Below are 19,461 nucleotides of genomic sequence, written 5' to 3'. Positions count from 1 at the left end.
GTGACCTTCGCCAGCCGGGCCCGGATCGCCTCGACGACCTCGTCGGCGATCGCCGCCGGCACGATGGTGCGGCGGATCGCGGTGCACTTCTGGCCGGCTTTGACCGTCATCTCGGTCACGACGCCCTTGACGAACAGGTCGAACTCCGGGTCCGCGGAGGTCACGTCCGGCCCGAGGATCGAGCAGTTGAGCGAGTCGGCCTCGACGCCGAGCCGGACGCCGCCGTGCAGCACCTGCGGGTGGTTGCGAAGTAGTCCGGCGGTGTGGGCGGAGCCGGTGAAGGCGACCGAGTCCTGGATGCCGAGCTCGTCGAGGAGGGTGCCGGCGCTGCCGGCGAGGAGCTGGAGCGTGCCCTCGGGCAGGATCTGGGACTCGATGATCCGGCGGACCACCAGCTCGGTGAGGTACGCCGTCTGGCTGGCCGGCTTGACGATCGTCGGCAGGCCGGCGAGGAAGGCCGGCGCGAGCTTCTCGAGCATCCCCCAGACCGGGAAGTTGAAGGCATTGATCTGCACCGCGACACCAGGCCTGGAGGTGTAGACGTGCTGGCCGACGAACGTGCCCCCGCGGCCGAGCTGCTCCAGCCCGCCGTCGAGGACGATCGTGTCGTTGGGCAGCTCGCGCAGGCCCTTGCTCGCGTAGGAGAAGACCGTGCCGAAGCCGCCGTCGATGTCGACGGCCGAGTCGCGCGCGGTCGCGCCGGTGCGCAGCGAGAGCGCGTAGAACTCGTCCTTGTCCGCCGCGAGGTGCTTGGCCATCTCCTTGAGCAGCAGGGCGCGCTGGTGGAAGGTCAGCTCGCGCAGCGCCGGGCCGCCGACGGTGCGGGCGTGGGCGACCATCGCGCCGAGGTCGAGGCCGGTCGCGGAGATCCGGGCCACCTCCTCGCCGGTGCCGGCGTCGAGCAGCGGGGCGCCCTCGTCGGTGGCCCGGAACCACTCTCCGACGGCGTAGCTCTCCAGCAGTGCACTCACGTGAGGTCCTTCCCTCGCCCGAAACGTCCCTGACCGATATGACACCCGTTGTGCCGGGTTGTCGATGCGTGTAACACTAGGGGACGACCGATCGGTCAGTAAATCGTGCGCGCGGACTTTCCTGGAGGACTGATGACGGCCCGGCCCACCGAACGGTCCACAGAGCGGCCCACCGAACGGTCCGCCGGCCAGCCCGGCGAGGCGGAGTTGCTCGCCGGCTTCGAGGCGACGATCGAGCACAACGACCGGATCGAGCCGCGTGACTGGATGCCCGAGGGCTACCGCAGGACGCTGATCCGCCAGATCGCGCAGCACGCGCACTCCGAGATCATCGGGATGCAGCCGGAGGGCGCCTGGATCACCCGCGCTCCCTCCCTGCGCCGCAAGGCGATCCTGCTCGCCAAGGTGCAGGACGAAGCCGGCCACGGTCTCTACCTCTACTCCGCCTGCGAGACGCTCGGCACCTCGCGCGGCGAGCTCACCGAGAACCTGATCTCCGGCAAGCAGAAGTACTCCTCGATCTTCAACTACCCGACGCTGACGTACGCCGACGTGGGCACCATCGGCTGGCTGGTCGACGGCGCCGCGATCTGCAACCAGGTGCCGCTGTGCCGTACGTCGTTCGGGCCCTACGGCCGCGCGATGGTCCGGATCTGCAAGGAGGAGTCCTTCCACCAGCGCCAGGGCTACGAGCTGTTGATGACGATGATGCGCGGCACCGACGAGCAGCGCGCGATGGTGCAGGAGTCGGTGAACCGGTTCTGGTGGCCGGCGCTGATGATGTTCGGCCCGCCCGACGACGAGTCACCGAACTCCGCCCAGTCGATGGCCTGGGGGATCAAGCGCAACGGCAACGACGAACTCCGCCAGCGGTTCGTGGACATGTCGGTGCCGCAGGCGAAGGCGCTCGGGGTGACCTTCCCCGACCCCGACCTGAAGTGGAACCCCGAGCGCGGCGCCCATGACTTCGGCACGCCCGACTGGGACGAGTTCATGCAGGTGATCCAGGGCAACGGGCCCTGCAACGCCCAGCGCATCGCCCATCGGCGCCGCGCCCACGAGGAGGGCGCCTGGGTGCGCGAGGCCGCCCTGGCGTTCGCCGCCCGTCAGACCGAGCTGCAGCAGACCGACGATCTGGCCGGCGACCCGGCCGACGATCTGGCCGACGAGGAGAGCACCCGATGAGCGAGCAGCACGGCGTCCGCGGCGAGTGGCCGCTCTACGAGGTCTTCGTCCGCGGCAAGCGCGGCCTCAACCACGTCCACGTCGGCTCGCTGCACGCGGCCGACGACGAGATGGCGCTCCGGCACGCGCGCGACGTGTACACCCGGCGCAACGAGGGCGTCAGCATCTGGGTGGTGCGCGCCGACGCGATCGCCGCGAGCAGCCCGGACGAGAAGGACCCGATGTTCGCGCCCAGCGGCGACAAGGTCTACCGGCACCCCACGTTCTACGCCATCCCCGCCGACGTCCCGCACATGTGATCGGGGAACCCATGACTGACGCGCACGCCGGCCACCAGGCCCCCCCGTACCACCCGGCCCCGGACCCGAACGCGGCCGAGGGCAGCATCTTCGACGGCCTGCTCGGGCACGACGCCCCGGGCGACAGCTCGCAGTGGGCCTTCGGCACCGACTTCGAGGACCCGCTCGCCGGGGTCGACACGACCATCCCCGACGGGGTCGACCGGCACGAGCTGGCGACGTACTGCCTGATGCTCGCCGACGACGCGCTGATCGCCTCGCACCGGCTCAGCGAGTGGTGCAGCAACGCCCCCGACCTCGAGGACGACATCGCGCTGGCCAACATCGCGCTCGACCTGCTGGGCCAGGCCCGGCTGCTGCTGGCGCGGGCGGCCGCGGCGGACCCGAGCGTCGTACCCGCCCTGCCGGAGGGTTCGCCGGTCCCGCCGGAGGATGCGCTCGCGTTCTTCCGGGAGGCGGGCGACTTCCGCAACGTCCGGCTGGTCGAGGTCGCGAACGGCGACTTCGCGCACACGGTGGCCCGGCTGCTGGTCTTCTCGACCGCCCGGCTGGCCGTGCTGGAGCGGCTGGCGAGCAGTCGCGACCACGTGCTCTCCGCGGTGGCGGTCAAGGGGGTCAAGGAGCTGACCTACACCCGTGACTACGCCGGGCGCTGGTTCCTCACCCTCGCCCAGGGCACCGAGGAGTCCCGTCGCCGCCTGCTCGACGCGCTCGACGAGCTCTGGCCGCTGCAGGCCGAACTGGTCGCCACCCACCCGGTCGAGGCCGCGATGGCGGCCGCCGAGGTCGGCGTGGACCCGGCCTCCGTCGCCGACGAGGTCGCGGTGGTGCTGGAACAGGTCTTCGCGATGAGTCGGGTGGAGCGGCCCGACCGGGCGCCGCTGGCGGGCGTGCGCGGTCGCACCGGTCGGCACGGACTGCACACCGAGGAGCTGAGCCGCCTGCTCGCCGAGATGCAGGTCGTCGCCCGGGCGCACCCGATGGGCCAGTGGTGAGCCCAGTGGTGAACCCAGTGGTGAACGTGGGCACCACGACGCGCGCCGAGCGGGCGTACGCCGTGGCCCGCACGGTGACCGACCCCGAGATGCCGATGCTGACCCTGGCCGACCTGGGCGTGCTGCGCAGTGTCGAGGTGGACGCCGACGGCGCCGTCGTCGTCGCCATCACGCCCACCTACTCCGGCTGTCCCGCGATGGCGACCATGCGCGACGACCTGGTGCACCGCCTGCACGACGCCGGCTTCGACGACGTCCGGATCAAGGTCGAGTTGAGCCCCGCCTGGTCCAGCGACTGGATCTCCGAGGCGGGGCGTCGGGCGCTGGTCGAGCACGGCCTCTCGGCCCCCGGCCCGGTGCGGCGTACGACGGGCCCGGTCGCGCTCACCCTCACCCCGACCCGACGCGCCATCGCCTGCCCGCGGTGCTCCTCCCCGGAGGTCGAGCTGACCTCGGAGTTCGGACCGACCGCCTGCAAGGCGCTCTACCGGTGCACCGCCTGCCTGGAGCCCTTCGAGCACGTGAAGGAGATCTGACGTGACCCTCACGTCCCAGCCGACCACCCGGGTGGCGGCTCGCTCCGTCCCGGTCTTCCATCCGCTCACCGTCGCCGCCGTCGAGCGGCTCTGCGACGACGCGGTCGCGGTCACCTTCGACGTGCCCGACGAGCTGCGCGAGGCGTTCGCCTTCTCGGCGGGGCAGTCGCTGACGCTGCGCCGCACGATCGACGGGCAGGAGCACCGACGCAGCTACTCCATCTGCGCCCCGGTCGGCGAGCGTCCCCGGATCGGGGTCCGCGAGATCCCGGTCGGACTCTTCTCCTCCTGGCTGGTCAACGAGGTCGCCCCGGGCACCGTCATCGAGGTGCAGACGCCCACCGGCAGCTTCCGTGCCGACCCCGAGGTCGGGGGGCGTCACCTCTGCGTCGCGGCCGGCTCCGGGATCACCCCGATGCTCTCGATCGCCGCCACGCTGCTGCGCAACCCCGAGGCCGAGGTCACCCTGCTCTACGGCAACCGGACCAGCGCGTCGGTGATGTTCGCCGAGGAGCTGGCGGACCTGAAGAACCGCTACGGCCCGCGCTTCCAGCTGGTCCACGTGCTCTCCCGGGAGCCCCGCGACGTCGAGCTCTTCTCCGGCCGCCTCGATGCCGATCGGCTGCGCCGGCTGGTGGACGTCCTGGTGCCGGTGGCCGACCTGGACCACGTCTGGCTCTGCGGCCCCTTCGCGATGATCAACGACGCCCGGTCCGTCCTCGACGAGCTCGGCGTCCCCGCCGACCGGGTGCACTTCGAGCTCTTCTACGTCGACGAGCCGCCGCCCGAGCTGCGCCGGGTCGACCCGGTCGCGACCGGCGACACCAGCGACGTGACCGTGGTCCTCGACGGGCTCAGCGCCACCGCCCCGATGTCGCGCGACCTGTCGATCCTGGACGCCGCCCAGGCCACCCGCAGCGACCTGCCGTTCGCCTGCAAGGGCGGCGTGTGCGGCACCTGTCGGGCGCTGGTCCGCGACGGCGAGGTGGAGATGCGGCGCAACTACGCACTGGAGCAAGCCGAGGTCGAGGCGGGCTTCGTGCTGACCTGCCAGTCGTTCCCGGTCAGTGACACCGTCACGGTCGACTTCGACGCCTGACCCATGTCGGGTCTGAGGCCGCGGGCAGCCGGATCGCGGGTCAGGCGCGGCTCATCCGGATCGCGAGGGCCGCGATGTCGTCGTCGCTGTCGGGGTCGGCGATCTCCTTGACCAGCGCCTCGAGCCGGTCGGCGAGGACCGGTCCGTTCAGCAGGTTGGCCTGCCCCGCCAGCCGCTCCATGCCCCGGCCGAGGTGCTCGTTGCGCCGTTCGATCAGACCGTCGGTGAAGAGCAGCAGGGTCTCCCCGGGACCGAACGGCCGGGTGACCACGGTGCGCTCCCCGCCACCGACGCCGAGGATCAGGGTGTCCACGCCGGCGACCTCGTCGGCAGCCAGGGTGGGGGAGATCAGCAGCGGGCAGGGGTGGCCGGCGTTGATCAACTCGATCGTGCCCTCGGCGGGGTCGGCCACGCCGTACACGACCGTGACCAGCTGCTCGAGGTGCAGGTGGTCGAAGACCCGGTCCAGGCCGCGCATCAGCGTCGCGGGCTGGGGGTCGATCGCCGCCAGGGTGCGCACGGCGGAGCGCATCTGCGCCATCACCGAGGCCGCCTCGACGCCGCGCCCCATCACGTCGCCGACGAAGAACGCGAGTCGGCCGTCGTTGAGGGGGATCACGTCGTAGAAGTCGCCGCCCGCGCCGGTGCGGCCGGCCGGGTGGTACTGGACCGCCAGCTCCCAGCCCGGCACCGGGGGAAGGTGCTCGGGCAGGACGGCGCGCTGCAGTCGCAGCGCCACGTCGCGCAGCTGGCTGTGCAGCTGGGCGTTGTCGATCGCCACCGCGGCACGCCGGGCCAGGTCCTCGCCGAACTTCACGTCCTCCTCGGTGAACCGCCGCCCGTGCTCGCCGGCCACCCAGGTGATCACGCCGATGCTGCGACCGGAGACCTTCAACGGCACCACCATCGCGCTGCGGAAGTGCAGGCTGCGCAGCACCGCGAGGTGCTCCTCGTCCTGCGCGGACGCGGCGAGCAGCTCGTCGGAGATCTCGGGGATCAGGTCGGACTCGCCGCTGCGGAAGACCTGGTAGCCACCGCGGGGGGCGTCGGGGGAGATCGGGTACTTCGTCTGGAGGTCCATGACGAGCTCCTGGTTCGCGGGGTTGGCGTGGGCCACGGAGGTGGTGCGCAGCTCACCGTCCGCCTCGAGGGCGATCGCGCACCAGTCGGCGAACCACGGCACGGCGAGCTCGGCGACGTTGCGGAGCGTGGCCTCGTAGTCCAGGTCCGTGGCCAGCTCCACGCTCGCCTCGGAGAGGAACCGGAGCTTGGCCTCCCGGTCGGCCGCCTCGCCGACCGCCTGGATCCGATCGATGGCCTGGGCGCAGGTGTCGGCCAAGATGCTGAGGAACTGCAGCTCCGCGGCGTCCACGACCCGGCGACCCGGGAACGACAGCGTGACCACGCCGAGCGCCCGCGAGGCGACCAGCAGCGGCAGGGCGACGATCGAGCGCTCGCCCTCGGCCGCCGTCTCGAGGTCCGGATAGCGGTTCTGGATCTCCGCGGAGCCCGAGATCAGCAGGGTCCGGCCGGTGCGGACGGCCTCGGCCGCCGGGGTCTCGCTGTTCAGGGAGTACGTCGCCCAGCGTGACGCCACGCCCTCCCTGCCGCCCCGGATCCCCATCAGGGCGAGGGTCTCGTCGTCGACCAGCAGGGAGAGGGAGCCGACCGTGGCGCTGGCGGCCCGGGTCATGTGCTCGGTGACGATCCGGGTCACGGCCTCGATCGACTCGGCGAAGAGCAGGTCCGTCGTCACCGCTGCCAGGCGGCTCAGTCGGGCGGCGAGCTGGCGGGCCTGGTCGTCGCTGGTGGTGGGCGGCTCGGCGAGGAGGACGGCGCCGGCGACCTTCCCGTCCCGGTGCACCGGGCTCCACGAGGTGCTGACCACCTGGCTCTCCCCACTCGCCAGGAGCATGGCGAGATCGCCGGCCCAGACACCGCCGGAGAGGACCAGGCCGAGGACCTCGTCGGCGGCGCCGACGTCGGAGTCGTCGAAGACCAGCACCGGACCGGTAGAGACCTCGGCCCTGGCCAGGACCGGACCGAACAGGGTGGTCGCCGCGCCGTTCAGGTAGGTCAGTGAGCCGTCGAGGTCGAAGGCGACGACGGCGACGTGCAGGCTGTCGAGCAGGCGCGGATCTGGATGCCAGGCCAGCCCGCCGAGATCATGGGAACCGGCCACGGGGTGATCATTCCACGACACCGGAGGGGTAAACGGTGTTTCCCAGCCTGCCGCCGACCGGGGTTCTGGCAGGCTGCCTGATGTGAGATCCCTCGGCCATGCGGCCTTGCGACGCCTGGCCCTGGAGACGCTGGGCTGGGGTCTGGTGCTGGTCGGGATCGCCGCGCTCGTCCTGCCCGGCCCCGGGCTGCTCGCGATCTTCGCCGGACTGGCGCTGCTCTCCCGGCAGTACGAGTGGGCGAAGCGGCACCTGGAACCGGTCAAGGAGCGGGCCTGGCAGGCCGCCACCGACAGCGTCGCCACCTGGCCACGGATCATCGCCTCCTGCACCGGCGCTGCGCTCCTGGTCGCCATCGGGGTGGTCTGGTGCGTGCGCCCGGACGCTCCCGGCTGGTGGCCGTGGCGCGAGTCGTGGTGGCTGATCGGCGGCTGGTCGACCGGGCTCACCCAGATCGGCTCCGGCCTGATCGCCTTCGCCACGATTGTCTACAGCTACCGGCGCTTCCGCTGATCCGCGCCGAGGGGCGCCGCCGGTCTGCGGACGGTTGTCGGTGCCGGCCTCTAGGGTGCAGCGCGTGACGCTCCATCTCCATCGTGCCGCGCGCACCGACCTGCTCGCCGACGCCCTCGGCGAGCTGCTCGCGCAGCCGTTGGCGGACCCCTTCGCCGAGGAGGTCGTCGCCGTGCCCGCGAAGGGCGTGGAGCGCTGGCTCACCCAACGGCTCTCGCACCGTCTCGGCGTCGGCCCGCGCGGTGGCGACGGCGTCTGCGCCGGCGTCCGTTTCCTCAGTCCCCGGTCGCTGGTCTCGTTGCTGCTCGGCCGGGAGCGGGACGACCCGTGGGACCCCGACCGACTCGTCTGGCCGCTGCTCGAGGTGATCGACGAGAGCCTGGGCCAGCCCTGGTGCGCCACCCTCGGCGCCCACCTCGGCCAGGGACAGGAGCCCGACGAGGCAGCGGTCCGGCGCAACCGCCGGTTCGCGGTCGCCCGACGCCTGGCCGGACTCTTCGCGTCGTACGCCGTGCAGCGCCCGCAGCTGGTCCGCGACTGGCGAGCCGGGCGCGACCTCGACGGGGGCGGTGCGCCGCTCGAGGTCGACCTGCTCTGGCAGGCCGAGCTGTGGCGGCGACTGGTCGACCGGGTCGGGGAGCCGGCGCCGGACGTGCGCCACGACGAGACGGTGGCCCGGTTGCGCGCCGGGGGCGCCGGGCTCGACCTGCCGCCGCGGCTCTCGCTCTTCGGGCACACCCGGCTCGCCCCCACCGAGGTCGAGCTGCTCGCCGCCCTGGCCGAGGTGCGCGACGTGCACGTCTGGCTGCCGCAGCCCTCGCCGCAGCTCTGGGACGACCTGGCCTCCCTGGGGGGACCGGTCCCGCGGTCGGAGGACACCTCGGCTGAGCACGCCCGGCACCCGTTGCTGGCCTCGCTGGGGCGCGACACCCGCGAGCTCCGGCGCACCCTGGCCCTGGCGGAGGAGGCGGGAGTCGACGTGGAGGAGCACGCGGTGGCGACCGCGCCCGAGGGCAGGGAGACCCTGCTCGGCTGGCTCCAGGCGGACCTGCGCGCCAACCGGGATCCGGTCGACGGTGTGCGCGCCGAGCGACGCCACGACGCGCACGACCGCAGTGTGCAGGTGCACGCCTGCCACGGCCCGGCGCGACAGGTCGACGTGCTCCGAGAGGTCCTGGTCGGGCTGCTCGAGGACGACCCCACCCTGGAGCCGCGCGACATCCTGGTGATGTGCCCCGACATCGAGACCTTCGCGCCGCTCATCTCGGCGGGCTTCGGGCTCGGCGACGTCGTCGGTGCGGAGGGGCACCCGGCCCACCGGTTGCGGGTCCGACTCGCCGACCGGGCACTGAGCAGCACCAACCCCCTGCTGGCGGTCGCCGCCTCGCTCGTCGAGTTGGCCGGCGGTCGGGTGACGGCCACCGAGGTGCTGGACCTGGCCGCGGCGCCGGCCTGTCGGCACCGGTTCCGCTTCACCGACGACGACCTGCTCCGGATCACCCGTTGGGTCGGCGAGGCCGGCGTCCGCTGGGGGCTCGACCAGCAGACGCGGGCCGGCTTCGCGATGGACGGTTTCGCGCACAACACGTGGCGGGCCGGGCTCGACCGGATCCTGCTCGGCGTCGCGATGAGCGGTGAGGACCACCGACGGCTGGGGCGCGGCCTGCCGCTGGACGACGTCGGCAGCAGCGACATCGACCTCGCCGGCCGGCTCGGCGAGTTCCTGAATCGGGTCGAGCACTGCCTGGCCGCGCTGTCCCGGGCCGGCGCGGTCGGCGACTGGATGAGCGCCCTGCGCGAAGGGGTGCGCAGCCTCACCGACGTCGAGGTCGACGAGGCCTGGCAGGTCGCCCAGTTCGAGCGCGAGCTGGCCCGGGCCGTGGACTCGGCCTCCGGGTCGGCGGCCGACGGTGGGGCGGCTGACGGTGGGGTGGGCGTGTCGCTCCGGCTGGCCGACGTCCGGGCCCTGCTCCTCTCCCGGCTGGGTGGGCGGCCGACCCGGGCGAACTTCCGCACCGGCACCCTCACCGTCTGCACGATGGTCCCGATGCGTTCGGTCCCGCACCGGGTGGTGTGCCTGGTCGGGCTCGACGACGGTGTCTTCCCCCGGATCGGCTCGATCGACGGCGACGACGCGCTGGCCCGGCGTCCGCGCACCGGCGAGCGGGACATCCGCGCCGAGGACCGTCAGCTGCTGCTGGACGCGGTGCTGGCCGCCGAGGAGACGCTGGTGGTCACCTACACCGGCGCGAACGAGCAGTCCGGCCAGTCGCGCCCCCCCGCCGTACCTCTCGGCGAGATCCTGGACGCCCTCGACCGCACCACCGCGGCGCCGGTCCGGGAGCGGGTGCTCGTGAAGCACCCGTTGCAGCCGTACGACGCCCGGAACCTGACGCCGGGCGCGCTCGGTCGCCCCGAGGCCTTCAGCTTCGACGCGGCCGCCCTGGCGGGAGCGCAGGCCGCCGCTCGTGACCGCGTGCCGCCCGCCCCGTTCCTCGACGGCGCCCTCGCCGAGCGCCCGGTCGAGGACGTCTCGCTGGCCGACCTCAAGCGCTTCCTGAGTCACCCGGTCCGCGAGTTCCTGCGCGCCCGCCTCGACGTCTCGACACCCCGGGAGGCGGACGAGGTCCACGACGCGATCCCGATCGACCTCGACGCCCTCGAGCTGTGGGGGGTGGGCGACCGTCTCCTGCGCGAGGTGATGGCCGGGCAGGACCCGGTCGAGGTGATGGTCGCCGAGCAGTTGCGCGGCACCCTGCCCCCCGGTGGGCTCGGCACCCGGGCGCTGCACGAGGTGGTGGCCAAGGCGCAGCAGCTGTTCCGGGCCACCGACCCGCTCCGCGAGGGAGAGGCGCGGGCCCGGGACGTGGACGTCGACCTGGGCGGTGGGCGCCGACTCACCGGCACCGTCTCCGGCCTCCACGGCAGCCGGATCGTCAGCCTGGGCTACTCCAACCTCAAGGCCCGTCAGCGGCTCTCCTCCTGGGTCGACCTGCTGGCGTTGAGCGCCGCCGAGCCCGACCAGCACTGGACCGCCCATGCCGTCGGTCGCCACCGGGCGGGAGCGATGCGGGCGCTGGCCGGCCCGCTCGACCATCGGGCGACCCAGTGGCTGCGCGAGCTGGTGGAGCTGCGTGACCTCGGTCTGCGACAGCCCCTGCCGGTCCCGCTGCTCACCGGGCTGGCCTGGGCCGAGGCGGTCCAACGCGGCAGGCTGGGCGACCCGCGCAGCCCGGGCGACGAGGCGGTCAAGCAGTGGCGCACCGACCCGTTCCACGCGTTCGGGATCACCGGCGAGGACGCCGACCCCGCGCACGTCCGGGTCTTCGGCCCGCACGCGGACCTGCAGGTCCTCGTCGACGCCGGCCTGCCGACGTACGCCTGGCAGATCTGGCAGCCCCTGCTCACCGGGGCCGAGAAGGTGGCCGCCCTGTGAGCGCCGTACGCCGCACGCCGGAGCAGTTCCAGATCTGCGGGGAGCTGCCGACCGGCACCACCCTGCTCGAGGCGAGCGCGGGCACCGGGAAGACCTGGACCATCGGCGCGCTGGTCACCCGTTTCGTCGCCGAGGGCCACGCCACCCTCGAGCAGATGCTGGTGGTCACCTTCGGGCGCGCCGCCAGCCAGGAGCTGCGGGAACGCGTGCGCACCCAGCTGGTCGAGGCGGAGCGGGCGTTGGCCGGAGAGACGGTGGCCGAGCCCTCCGAGCTGATCGAGATGCTGCTGGCACGCGAGGAGCCGGAGCGTCGCGTGATGCGTCGGCGGATCGCCGAGGCGTTGGCGACCTTCGACGCCGCCACCATCGCCACCACCCACCAGTTCTGCAGCATGGTGCTCGGCTCCCTGGGCGTGGCCGGCGACACCGACGCCGGCGCTCGACTGGTCGAGGACCTCGACGACCTGCTCGGCGAGGTCGTCGACGACCTCTACCTACGGGCCTTCGCCTACGCCGAGCAGACGCCGGTCTTCACCCGGACCGAGGCCCTGGCCATCGCCCGCACCGCGGTCGGCGACCCCCAGGCACGCCTCGAGCCGGCCGAGGAGAACCCGACCACGCCGGCCGGGCGCCGGGTCGCGTTCGCCCGCGCGGTCCGGCGCGAGATGGACCGGCGCAAGCGCCTGCTCGGCGTCCTCTCCTACGACGACCTGCTCAGCCAGCTGGCCGACGCCCTCGCCGACGAGGACGCCGCCGCCCGCTCCCGGATGCGGGCGCGCTGGTCGATCGTGCTGGTCGACGAGTTCCAGGACACCGATCCCGTGCAGTGGCAGGTCCTCGACCGGGCGTTCACCGGCCACGCCACGATGGTCCTGATCGGCGACCCGAAGCAGGCCATCTACGCCTTCCGTGGCGGCGACGTCGCGACGTACCTGCAGGCCGCCGAGACCGCGACCACCACCCGGACGCTCGCGGTGAACCGCCGCAGCGACCAGGGGCTGCTGGACGCCTTCCAGGTCATGCTGCGCGGGGCTGCCCTGGGCGACGAGCGCATCGTCGTGCACGACGTGGTCTCCTCGCACGACGAGTGCCGGCTCGTCGGACTCCCGAACCCGGCACCCCTGCGGCTGCGGACCGTCCGGCGCGACCAGTTCGGCTCGTCCGGATCCCGGCCGCTGGTCGTGGGGGAGGTGCGGCCGTGGATCGCCCGCGACCTCGCCCTGGACATCCGCGCCCTGCTCGCCTCCGGTGCCACCTTCGAGGGTCGCGAGCTCCGGCCGCGCGACGTCGCCGTGATCGCCTACAAGCACGCCGACCTCGCCGCCGCCCGGGCGGCGCTCCTCGACGCCGGCGTCCCGGCCGTCATCGCGGGTGGCGGCAGCGTCTTCGAGACGCCGGCCGCCCGGGAGTGGCTGGAGCTGCTCGAGGCCCTGGAGCAGCCGCACCGCAGTGCCCGGGTCCGGGCCGCGGCGCTGACCTCGTTCGTCGGCGCCACCGCCCGCGAGCTGGACGAGGGTGGGGACGACCTGACCGACCGGGTCGCCGACCAGCTCCGCGCCTGGGTCGAGGTCTTCACCCTGCGCGGGATCGCGGCGGTCCTCGAGGCGGCCACCGCGGCCGGCCTGCCCGAGCGGGTGCTGTCCCGGGTCTCCGGGGAGCGGCACCTGACCGACCTGCGCCACCTCGGGGAGGCGCTGCACGAGGTCGCCCTGCGCGACAAGCTGGGTCTGGTGGCGATGGTGACCTGGCTGCGGGCCCAGATCGCCACCGGCAGCGCCGGCCAGGGAGCAGAGCGGACCCGACGCCTCGACTCCGACGCGGCGGCCGTCCAGCTGGTGACCATCCACGCCAGCAAGGGCCTGCAGTACCCGGTCGTCTACCTGCCCGCCCTGGCCGACCGGCCGACGCCCAAGCCGTCGATGCCGCTCTTCCACGACGACGAGGGTCAACGCTGCGTCAACGTGGGCGGCGAAGGCGGGGCCGGCTGGAGCGAGGACGTCCGCCGCTGGCTCGGTGAGGAGGCCGGTGAGTGGCTGCGGCTGCTCTACGTCGCGATCACCCGGGCCCAGTCCCAGGTGGTCTGCTGGTGGGCGCCCACCCGGAACACCCCGGCCTCCCCGCTGCACCGACTCCTGCAGGGTCGTCGCCCCGGTGGCGCCCAGGTGCCCGACGAGTTCGCCAACCGGACCGACGACGAGGCCGCGGGCATCTTCGAGCAGTGGCAGCTGGCCGGGGGGCCGGTCGTCGAGCCGGCCGTCCCCGTGGAGCCCGGGGCCGAGCCGCTCCGCGATCCGGCGCCCGAGCTGTCCCGGCGGACGTTCTCCCGCTCGGTCGACCTCGGGTGGCGCCGGACGTCGTACTCCTCGCTGACCGCGGTGGACCGGGGGGTGGCCGGCGGTCCGACCGGGGGTGCGGTCGCCAGCGAGCCCGAGAGCCAGCCCAAGGACGACGAGGACGTGACCACCTCGGGTGCGACGTCGACCTCCGGCGACCCGGCGACGGGGGTGCCGTCGCCGATGGCCGACCTGCCGGTGGGCGCCACCTTCGGCTCGTTGGTGCACGCCGTGCTGGAGCACGCCGACCCCGACGCCGCCGACCTGCGCGCCGAACTGCTCGACCACGTGCACGAGCAGCTCGTCCGCTGGCCGGTCGAGGTGGACCCCGAGGCGCTCGCCGACGCCCTGGTGGCGGTGTGCGACTCCCCGCTGGGCTCGTCGATCGGCACCACACTGCGGCGGATCGGGCTGCGGGACCGGCTGCGGGAGATGGAGTTCGAGCTGCCCCTGGCCGGTGGAGACCTGGCCGGAACCGGGGTCGGCGACCCGCGGCTGTCCGACCTGCGGCCGCTGCTGTTGCGCCATCTGCCCGAGGGCGATCCGGTGCGCGGGTACGCCGAGGCGCTCGCCGAGCCGACGTTGGGCCAGCAGAGCCTGCGCGGCTACCTGACCGGCTCGGTCGACGTCGTGCTCCGACTCGACGGTCCGCGTTACGTGGTCGTCGACTACAAGACCAACTGGCTCGGCCGTCACGACGCCCCGCTCACCGCCCACGACTACCGACCCGAGGCGCTGGCCGCGGCGATGGCGCACTCCGACTACCCGCTCCAGGCGTTGCTGTACGCCGTCGTGCTGCACCGCTTCCTGCGCTGGCGGCAGCCCGGTTACGACCCGGCGACCCATCTCGGCGGCGTGGTCTACCTCTACCTGCGCGGCATGTGCGGGCCGGACACCCCGCTGGCGGACGGCGAGCCCTGCGGCGTCTTCACCTGGCGGCCGCCGGCCCAGCTCGTCGAGGACGTCTCGGACCTGCTCGACGGGCTCACCCCGGGCCGGCCGCCCGCGCCCGAGGAGGTGGCGCGATGACCGAGCTCTTCGAGCCTGTCGGCGAGCACGACTGGCGGCTGATGGTGGGCGCGACGGGCCTGCTCGCCGACTTCAACCGGGCCGGCGTCCTGGAGTCCGCCGACCTGCACGTCGCCCTGCGGGTCTCCGACCTGGCCGGGGAGTCCGACGAACGGGTGCACCTGGCCGTGGCTTTGGCGGTCCGGTCGGTGCGGCACGGCTCGGTGGCGGTCGACCTGACCACGATTGCGCAGGTTGCCCCGGAGCTCGCCTGGCCCCACGCCGCGGACTGGGCGCGGGCGCTGGCGGCGTCCCCGCTGGTGGCCGAGGGAGCCGTGCGGCTCGAGCACGGACTGCTCTACCTGGACCGGTACCACCGACTGGAGAGCCAGGTCTGCGCCGACCTGCGGACCCGCGCCGCCCAGCCCCCGCCGGTGGTCGACGAGGCCGTGCTGGAGGCCGCGGTGACCCGGGTCCGGGCCGGCCGGCTCAGCAGCGAGCAGGAGGAGGCCGCTCGCCGAGCGGTGCGGCAGTGGACCACGGTGCTCACCGGCGGGCCGGGCACCGGAAAGACCACGACCGTGGCCCGGATCCTGGCGCTGGTCGCCGACCAGTTCGACCGGTCGGGGGAGCGGGTCTCGATCGCGCTGAGCGCCCCGACCGGCAAGGCCGCCGCGCGGCTCCAGGAGGCGGTCCAGGCCGAGCTGGCGGTGCTGGAGCCGGCCGACCGCGCCCGGATCGGCTCGCTCGAGGCGATGACGCTGCACCGGCTGCTGGGGTGGCGTCCCGACAACAGCACCCGCTTCCGGCACGACCGGGCCAACCGGCTGAAGTACGACCTGGTCGTCGTGGACGAGTCGTCGATGGTCGAGCTGACGATGATGGCCCGGCTCCTCGAGGCGGTCCGGCCGCAGTCGCGGCTGGTGCTGGTCGGCGACCCCCGCCAGCTCACCTCGGTGGGGGCGGGGGCGGTGCTCTCCGACGTGGTCGCCGGGTACGCCGACGACCCGGCCTCCCCGGTGGTCTCGCTGACCGAGAACTTCCGCTCCACCGAGGACATCAAGCGGCTGGCCGAGGCGCTGCGCACCGGCGATGTCGAGGACGTCCTGGCCGCTCTGCGGACGGAGTCGGACGAGGTCGAGTTCGTGGAGACCGAGGACGCCGGTGCGGTGCTGCGCGAGGACACGGTCGCGGCCGCGTTGGCGGTACGCCGCGCCGCGGAGCAGGGGGATGCCCCGGCGGCGGTCGCGGCGCTCGACGAGCACCGCCTGCTGTGCGCCCACCGGGAGGGACCGCACGGCGTACGTCACTGGAACCGGCAGGTCGAGTGGTGGCTGGGCGAGGAGCTCGGTCAGGAGATCTGGTCGGAGTGGTACCCGGGCCGCCCGCTGCTGGTCAGCGCCAACGACTACGCGCTCGGCGTGTACAACGGCGAGACCGGAGCTGCGATCGTGCAGCCCGACGGTCGGTTGCGGGCGGTGATCGCCGGCAGCGGCGGCCTGCTCGACTTCGCGCCCGGCCGGTTGGAGTCGGTGGAGACGATGCACGCGATGACGATCCACAAGAGCCAGGGCAGCCAGGCCGAACGGGTCACCGTGCTGCTGCCCGACGAGGGCTCGCGGCTGCTCACCCGCGAGCTCTTCTACACCGCGGTCACCCGCGCCAAGTCGCACGTGCGGGTGGTCGGGACCGAGGCCGCCGTACGCGCCGCCGTCGAGACCCGGGCCCAGCGAGCGACCGGCCTGCGCCAACGCCTCGCCGGCAACTGATGGCGCTGACCTGCCAGTTGTGGTTGCTCCAATCCCGCCCACCTGCCAGTTGTGGTTGCCGATCACCAACCACAACTGGCAGGTCAGCGGGGACGAAACATGGGCGCAACCTGTACGGACTAGGGTCGGGGCAGTCGATCGATGGAGATGTGTGATGCCGTTCCTGCTGCGGGTGGAGCTGTCCGACGTGCCCGGTTCCCTGGGTCGTCTGGCGGGGGCCATCGGTGAGGCCGGCGGCGACATCGAGGCGATCGAGATCGTGGAGAAGCGGCACGACGAACGGATCGCCGTCGACGACGTGCTGCTGGAGATGGAGCCCGGCGTGATGCCGGACTCGGTCGTCTCGGCGTGCAACGCCCTGGACGGGGTGCGGGTGGTCTGGATCTCCCGGTACGCCGCCGGCGGCAACCTCTTCCTCGACCTCGAGGCCGTCGAGCAGATGACCAACAACCCGCACGAGGCGATCGACCGGCTGCTCGGACTGCTCCCGATCACCTTCCGCGCCGACTGGGCCGCCCGGGTGCACCGCGAGCGGGGCATCGTCCGGGCCACCGAGGCGGCCCCGGACGAGCTGGCCTTCACCTCGATCGGGCGAGCGGTCCGGATCCAGACCGAGGACGACAACGTGCACTGCGGGGCACGGCTCAACGACGACGAGATCATCCTGATCGGCCGTCGCGGCGGGCCCGAGTTCCTCGACGCGGAGCTCGCCCGGCTCGGTCACCTCGTCGGGCTGGCGATGTCGATCGCCCGGGCGGGCTGACCGGGCTGACCCGGGCGGGTTGACCTGGGCGGCCGGCTGGTCAGCCGGTCAGCAGCCGACGCCGGTGATGTCCCCGGACGCGCGCCGACGCTTGCCGACCCGCACGTCGTACGCCGAGCAGTAGGCGTAGCTGAGCAGTGCGTCGCGATCCAACGACACCGGCGACCAGACGTCGTTGCCGACCGGCTCGAGGTAGCGCAGCCGCGTGCCCAGCAGGGCCTTCGTGTTCTTCCGGTGCTTGAGGTAGCGGTCCAACCAGTGCTGGACGTAGGCGCTGGTCAGGGCCTGGCCGTACCGGCTGGCCGGCAGCACCAGCGGGATGTCGGTGTACTCCAGGTGGGTCGAGGCCCGGGGCACGACCATCATCGCGTCCACGCCGGCCGCCTGCCAGGCATCGAACCCGGTGGCGCGCTCCCGCTCGGGGTCGGGGCCGTCCGGGGAGGGCTGGGGAGCCAGCGAGCTGCCGCCGCTCATCCACCAGGGCGTGACCGAGAACCCGTACTCCGACTGGATGCCCAGGGCCGGCACGACCGGCACGTTGCCCTCGCCGTCCAGGGCGCCGTTCGAGCCCGGACCGGTCAGCTTGTCCAGGGCCACCACCGCGGCCACCCGCTTGTCGATGCCCTGCACCTTGGAGACCGCGGCGGCACCCATCGAGTGGCCGATGATCGCGATCCGGGTGGTCCGGCCCGGGGTCGCCGCACGACGGTCGGGGGAGCGGTCGAAGAGGCGCCAGTAGGGGTTGTGCAGGGTCACGTCCGACTCGTCGGCGCCGCGGTTCCGGTAGGGCCGGCGCGGGGTGGAGGTGAAGAAGCCGAGCGCGTTGCGGGTGCCGACCACGAAGTTCGACAGCTGCTGGAACGGCACCCCGGGGCAGCCGTTCGTCTCGTGCTCGCGCGGCGTCGAGAACGGGTTGCACCACGGCATCTCGTCGGAGACCGGTGAGCCGTCGTGGGGGAGGGTCTCGCTGGTGCCCTGGCCCTGCACGTCGTAGGTCAGCACGAGGTACCCGCGCTCGGCCAGGTCCTGGGCGAGCCACTCGTACATGCCCTCGGAGCCACCGACGGATCCCTCGGTCAGCACCACGCCCGGGTACGGCGGGCGCAGCTTCCGTCCGGTGTACGGGTCGCGGGCGCCGGGCCTCGGCCGGTGGACCGTGCCACGCAGCAGGGCGCCGTAGCTGTTGGTGAAGGCGACCTGCGTCGACCGGCCGCGGGTCTGCGCCCAGTTCGCGCGCAGCGGGTTGCCGACGTTCCACCCGGGGACCAGGTTGCCGGGGTTGAGCGCGAGCCGGGTGGGCGTGGCGGCCTGGAGCAGCAGCTGGTCGACGCTGGTCCGGCCGATCGCCTGCACCAGCGCCGGCAGGTACGCCGGGTTCTGCAGCTGGCCGCCGGGTGCGGTGATCCGGCCGTAGGCGTCGGCGATGTTCTGCAGGTCGCGCGCGGTGTACTCCGGGCTGTGCGGATCAGGTCCGCCGGCGGCAACCGCCTGCCCGGGCAGCAGCGAGAGGGCCAGCAGCAGGACGGGGGCCAGGACCAGACGGGCACGCATGCCTGCCCAACGACCCAGCGCCGGGGAGGTCCCGGCTCAGGCGCGCTCGAGCACGAACACCGGGATGTCGCGGTCGGTCTTCGCCGCATAGTCGTCGTACGCCGGCCACACGGCCACGGCGCGCTCCCACCACAGCGCTCGCTCCTCGCCCTCGACACGACGCGCGACGTACGGCTCGGGGTGCGGGCCGTCCTGCAGGTGGACCCGCGGGTCGGCGACGAAGTTGTGGAACCACGCCGGGTGCTGCGGGTCGCCGCCGGAGGAGGCGATGGCGGCGTACGCGCCGTTGTGCTCGACCCGCATGACCGGGTTCTTGCGGAGCTTGCCGGACTTCGCGCCGCGGGAGGTGATCACCACGATCGGGACACCGCGCAGGGTGTTCCCCTCGGTCCCGCCGCTCGCTTCGTACGTCGCCACCTGTTCGCGGACCCAGTCGGCGGGGCTGGGCGCGTAGGAGCCGGAAGAGGTCATGTCGGCGTCAACACCGCTGGTCGGGGGCACATTCCCCACCCACTACGGTGGGGCGCATGAGTGCGATCGACGGCGTGTCGGAGATCTTCGACGCGGACGCCTGGGACACCGTTCCCGGCTTCGAGGACCTGACCGACCTGACCTACCACCGGGCGAAGGCCCACGGCACGGTGCGGATCGCGTTCGACCGGCCCGACGTCCTGAACGCCTTCCGGCCGCACACGGTCGACGAGCTGTTGCGGGTCCTCGAGCACGCGCGGATCTCCAGCGACGTGGGCTGCGTGCTGCTCACCGGCAACGGCCCCAGCGAGAAGAACGACAAGTGGGCGTTCTGCACCGGTGGCGACCAGCG

Annotated in this window: 15 protein-coding genes; 11 read left to right on the top strand and 4 right to left on the bottom strand. The window is 73.2% G+C overall.

Annotated elements, in window-relative coordinates; genetic code table 11:
- On the bottom strand, positions 1–971 hold a 971-nt coding region (locus ABZE72_RS08720), incomplete at its 3' end, for an aldehyde dehydrogenase family protein (protein WP_372728629.1).
- 132 nt (positions 972–1,103) lie between these two features.
- On the opposite strand from ABZE72_RS08720, the gene paaA reads away from it, so the two are divergent.
- Genes paaA through paaE form a run of 5 tightly spaced genes read left to right on the top strand, consistent with a single transcriptional unit; the run spans position 1,104 to position 5,085 of the window.
- On the top strand, positions 1,104–2,156 hold the full coding sequence (paaA, locus tag ABZE72_RS08715) for a 1,2-phenylacetyl-CoA epoxidase subunit PaaA (RefSeq protein WP_372728628.1): 1,053 nt from the start codon (positions 1,104–1,106) through the stop codon (positions 2,154–2,156).
- The gene (gene paaB / locus ABZE72_RS08710) at positions 2,153–2,455 is read left to right on the top strand and encodes a 1,2-phenylacetyl-CoA epoxidase subunit PaaB (RefSeq protein ID WP_372728627.1); all 303 of its coding nucleotides are present in this window, start codon (positions 2,153–2,155) and stop codon (positions 2,453–2,455) included. The genes paaA and paaB overlap by 4 nt, the downstream gene beginning before the upstream one ends.
- Positions 2,456–2,466: 11 nt before the next feature.
- The gene (gene paaC, locus ABZE72_RS08705) at positions 2,467–3,450 is read left to right on the top strand and encodes a 1,2-phenylacetyl-CoA epoxidase subunit PaaC (RefSeq protein ID WP_372728626.1); all 984 of its coding nucleotides are present in this window, start codon (positions 2,467–2,469) and stop codon (positions 3,448–3,450) included.
- Positions 3,451–3,476: 26 nt separating this feature from the next.
- Positions 3,477–3,986 carry a 1,2-phenylacetyl-CoA epoxidase subunit PaaD gene (gene paaD / locus ABZE72_RS08700; RefSeq protein WP_372728625.1) on the top strand — a complete coding sequence of 170 codons (510 nt, stop codon included), beginning with the start codon at positions 3,477–3,479 and terminating at the stop codon, positions 3,984–3,986.
- 1 nt (position 3,987) lies between these two features.
- The gene (paaE, locus tag ABZE72_RS08695; protein WP_372728624.1) at positions 3,988–5,085 is read left to right on the top strand and encodes a 1,2-phenylacetyl-CoA epoxidase subunit PaaE; all 1,098 of its coding nucleotides are present in this window, start codon (positions 3,988–3,990) and stop codon (positions 5,083–5,085) included.
- 40 nt (positions 5,086–5,125) lie between these two features.
- Here the strand turns inward: paaE and ABZE72_RS08690 are convergent, their stop codons facing one another.
- On the bottom strand, positions 5,126–7,267 hold the full coding sequence (locus tag ABZE72_RS08690; protein ID WP_372728623.1) for a SpoIIE family protein phosphatase: 2,142 nt from the start codon (positions 7,265–7,267) through the stop codon (positions 5,126–5,128).
- Between the two features lie 82 nt (positions 7,268–7,349).
- On the opposite strand from ABZE72_RS08690, the gene ABZE72_RS08685 reads away from it, so the two are divergent.
- The 5 genes from ABZE72_RS08685 to ABZE72_RS08665 all read left to right on the top strand — a co-directional run bounded on the left by ABZE72_RS08685 (position 7,350) and on the right by ABZE72_RS08665 (position 17,087).
- Positions 7,350–7,778 (top strand): PGPGW domain-containing protein, encoded by a 429-nt coding sequence (locus ABZE72_RS08685; RefSeq protein WP_372728622.1) that lies wholly within the window; start codon positions 7,350–7,352, stop codon positions 7,776–7,778.
- Positions 7,779–7,842: 64 nt separating this feature from the next.
- Positions 7,843–11,214, top strand: a complete 3,372-nt coding sequence (recC, locus tag ABZE72_RS08680; RefSeq protein ID WP_372728621.1) for an exodeoxyribonuclease V subunit gamma — start codon at positions 7,843–7,845, stop codon at positions 11,212–11,214.
- Positions 11,211–14,576: a UvrD-helicase domain-containing protein gene (locus ABZE72_RS08675; protein WP_372728620.1), complete on the top strand. Its 3,366-nt coding sequence runs from the start codon at positions 11,211–11,213 to the stop codon at positions 14,574–14,576. Before recC ends, ABZE72_RS08675 begins: the two co-directional genes overlap by 4 nt.
- On the top strand, positions 14,573–16,324 hold the full coding sequence (gene recD / locus ABZE72_RS08670; RefSeq protein WP_372728619.1) for an exodeoxyribonuclease V subunit alpha: 1,752 nt from the start codon (positions 14,573–14,575) through the stop codon (positions 16,322–16,324). Before ABZE72_RS08675 ends, recD begins: the two co-directional genes overlap by 4 nt.
- A gap of 154 nt (positions 16,325–16,478) precedes the next feature.
- Entirely contained in the window at positions 16,479–17,087 is a 609-nt protein-coding gene (locus ABZE72_RS08665; protein ID WP_372728618.1) for an amino acid-binding protein, read from the top strand.
- Between the two features lie 48 nt (positions 17,088–17,135).
- On the opposite strand, the gene ABZE72_RS08660 is transcribed toward ABZE72_RS08665, so the two are convergent.
- Positions 17,136–18,638, bottom strand: a complete 1,503-nt coding sequence (locus ABZE72_RS08660; protein WP_372728617.1) for an alpha/beta hydrolase — start codon at positions 18,636–18,638, stop codon at positions 17,136–17,138.
- Positions 18,639–18,674: 36 nt separating this feature from the next.
- Positions 18,675–19,109, bottom strand: coding sequence for a nitroreductase family deazaflavin-dependent oxidoreductase (locus ABZE72_RS08655; RefSeq protein WP_372728616.1), 435 nt, complete (start codon positions 19,107–19,109; stop codon positions 18,675–18,677).
- A 56-nt stretch (positions 19,110–19,165) separates the two neighbouring features.
- Here ABZE72_RS08655 and ABZE72_RS08650 point away from each other — a divergent pair.
- On the top strand, positions 19,166–19,461 hold a 296-nt coding region (locus ABZE72_RS08650; RefSeq protein ID WP_372728615.1), incomplete at its 3' end, for an enoyl-CoA hydratase-related protein.

The organism is Nocardioides sp. (genome assembly GCF_041600255.1).
Classification (GTDB): Bacteria; Actinomycetota; Actinomycetes; order Propionibacteriales; family Nocardioidaceae; genus Nocardioides.
This window is presented reverse-complemented; position numbering and strand designations above follow the sequence as displayed.

What these genes read in the sequence shown, in the direction of transcription:
- paaA (WP_372728628.1), top strand. Translation starts at nt 1,104, where the DNA reads ATGACGGCCCGGCCCACCGAACGGTCCACAGAGCGGCCCACCGAACGG.
- paaB (WP_372728627.1), top strand. Translation starts at nt 2,153, where the DNA reads ATGAGCGAGCAGCACGGCGTCCGCGGCGAGTGGCCGCTCTACGAGGTC.
- paaC (WP_372728626.1), top strand. Translation starts at nt 2,467, where the DNA reads ATGACTGACGCGCACGCCGGCCACCAGGCCCCCCCGTACCACCCGGCC.
- recD (WP_372728619.1), top strand. Translation starts at nt 14,573, where the DNA reads ATGACCGAGCTCTTCGAGCCTGTCGGCGAGCACGACTGGCGGCTGATG.
- ABZE72_RS08665 (WP_372728618.1), top strand. Translation starts at nt 16,479, where the DNA reads ATGCCGTTCCTGCTGCGGGTGGAGCTGTCCGACGTGCCCGGTTCCCTG.
- ABZE72_RS08660 (WP_372728617.1), bottom strand. Translation starts at nt 18,638, where the DNA reads ATGCGTGCCCGTCTGGTCCTGGCCCCCGTCCTGCTGCTGGCCCTCTCG.
- ABZE72_RS08655 (WP_372728616.1), bottom strand. Translation starts at nt 19,109, where the DNA reads ATGACCTCTTCCGGCTCCTACGCGCCCAGCCCCGCCGACTGGGTCCGC.